This is a genomic window from Streptomyces fuscigenes (genome assembly GCF_021556455.1).
In the GTDB taxonomy this organism is placed as follows: domain Bacteria; phylum Actinomycetota; class Actinomycetes; order Streptomycetales; family Streptomycetaceae; genus Streptomyces; species Streptomyces fuscigenes.
The window spans coordinates 1-2,356 of record NZ_JAKGCV010000639.1 but is presented as its reverse complement, the minus strand read 5'-3'; the positions used below and the strand labels follow the sequence as shown (position 1 = coordinate 2,356).

Here is a 2,356-nt window from a genome sequence, read left to right as displayed (position 1 = left end):
CGCGTCCCCGCGCCCCGCGCCCCGCGGCCCGGCCCGCGGCGGGTGGGGCCCTCCGCGGCGCGCGGTGCCACGGCCTCTTCGGGTCAGGCGGCGGCGGAGGTGAGGACGGCCGGCAGGGGTGTCCTGTGCAGGACGGTCAGGCCCGAGACGGCACGGGTGAGGGCCACGTAGAGGCGGCGCAGGCCCGTGCGTTCGTCGGGTTCGCCCGCGACGATCGCGGAGGGTTCATCCAGCACCACGTAGTCGTACTCCAGACCCTTCGCCAGCGATGCGGGCACCAGGGTCAGGCGGGAGTCGGCCGTGGTCTCCTCGCCGGGGGAGAGGTACGGCATGCCCGCACCCTCCAGCGCCGCCGCGAGCGCGGGCACGCGGGCGTCCGCCGCGATCAGACCGGTCGAACCCTCGTGTTTCAGGGCCTCGCGGCACGCGTCCAGCACCGCCGCGTCGCCGACGCCGGCCGAGCCCGTCGCGGTCTCCGCGTCCGAGACCGGGTGCGGCGCGGTCTCCGAGGCCGGGTCCGACGTCGTGGGCGTGATCAGGGAGGGGTCGCCGGGGACCTCGCGGACCGACAGGGAGCCGGGCGACTCGCGCACCGAGCGGACCTCCGCCAGCCCCGGCGCGATCGACGGCAGCAGCCGGGACGCGTACGCGATCACCTCGCGCGGGACGCGGAAGCCCGCGGTCAGCTCTTCGACAAGCGCGTCCTCCTTCCCGAGGTGGCGCAGCGCCTCGGCCCAGCTCTTCGTCGCCCAGGCGGTGGTCCCCTGGGCCAGATCGCCGAGCACGGTCGCCGAACCGGTCGAGCACCGGCGGCCCACCGCGCGGTACTGCATCGGGGACAGGTCCTGGGCCTCGTCGAGGACGACGTGGCCGAGGGAGTGGGTGCGCGAGACCAGGTCGTTCGCCTCGTCGATCAGTACGGCGTCGGCCGGCGACCAGGCCGCCGACTTCACGCTGCGGGGCGGCTTCGCCCACAGCACCGTGCGCTGCTCCTCCTCCGTCAGCACGCCCTGTGCGTGCTCGGCGAGGAACGCGGCGTCCGACAGCAGCCGCAGTACCAGCTTCGCCGGCTCCACGGGCGGCCACACGGCCTTGACGAGCGCCTTGACCGCGGTGTTGCGGGCCACGGCGTTCTGCACCCGGTCGTCGGGCGCCTCGCCCGCCTGCTCCATCCGTACGAGAACGGAGTGCGCGACGCGCTGGGGCAGGGCCTCGCGCGCGGCGCCGTAGCGGATGTCCCGGTCCAGGAGCTCGGTGACGATCTCCTCCAGCTCGTGCACGGGCACCCGCCAGCGCCGCGAGCCGCGCACCACCATGAGCGCTTCGGTGGGCAGCGAGACGTGGGAGCGGATCGCGCGCCGCAGTACCTCCGCCATCCTGGCGTCGCCCTTGACGACGGCGGTCGCGGCCGGGTCGGTGCCCCGTACCCGGACCGCGTCCGAGGTGACGAGGGATTCGACCGTCGCCTGCTTGACCTCCAGCTCGCCGAGGGCGGGCAGCACCTGCTCGATGTACTGGAGGAACGACGCGTTCGGGCCGATGACGAGCGTGCCGGTGCGGGCCAGCCGCTCCCGGTGCGCGTAGAGCAGGTAGGCCACGCGGTGCAGGCCCACGGCGGTCTTCCCCGTGCCGGGGCCGCCCTGGACGCAGACCGTGCCGCCGAGACCGGAGCGGACGATCTCGTCCTGTTCGGGCTGGATCGTGGCGACGATGTCCCGCATGGGCCCCACGCGGGGGCGCTCGATCTCGGCCTGGAGCAGCCGGCTCGTGCGCTCGCCGTCCGCCGGGTCCACCGGCTCGGAGAGGTTCTCGTCCTCGTAGGCGGTGAGGTCCCCGCCGGTGTAGCCGAAGCGCCGGCGCAGGCGCACGTCGAGGGGGTTCTTCCGGGACGCCTGGTAGAAGGGCTGCGACACCGGCGCGCGCCAGTCGATCACCATCGGATCGCCCGCCGCGTCGTGCACGTGGCGGCGCCCGATGTAGAACGACTCGCCCTCCGCGCCCTCCGCCTGCTCCGCGCCTACCTCGTGCAGGTAGTCGAGGCGGCCGAAGAACAGCGGCGTGTGGGCGAGATCCGCCAGGGACTTGATGCGGTCCTTGATCTGGGCGTCCAGGACGGCCGCGTTGACCCAGTTCGCGGTGACGTCGCGGATGTCCAGCGACTCGACGTCCTCGCGCATGGCGCGCAGGGCCGCGCGGGAGGAGGAGAGGTGCCGGCGCTCGCGTCCGAGCGGGTCGTCGGCGTCCGAGGGATCCGTGGCCGTCCCGGCGGCCGGGCGGACGGACGGGTCCGCCGCCCCGGCCGCGTGCGCCCCCGCTGACGCGCCGGCCCTGGCGGCGGGTCCGTCGCCCACGGCAG

At 74.9% G+C, this 2,356-nt stretch carries 1 protein-coding gene; it reads right to left on the bottom strand.

Annotated features, from left to right (window positions below; translation table 11 throughout):
- Positions 1–83 precede the first annotated feature (83 nt).
- On the bottom strand, positions 84–2,351 hold the full coding sequence (locus tag L1885_RS27250; protein ID WP_235799817.1) for a HelD family protein: 2,268 nt from the start codon (positions 2,349–2,351) through the stop codon (positions 84–86).
- Positions 2,352–2,356 lie beyond the last annotated feature (5 nt).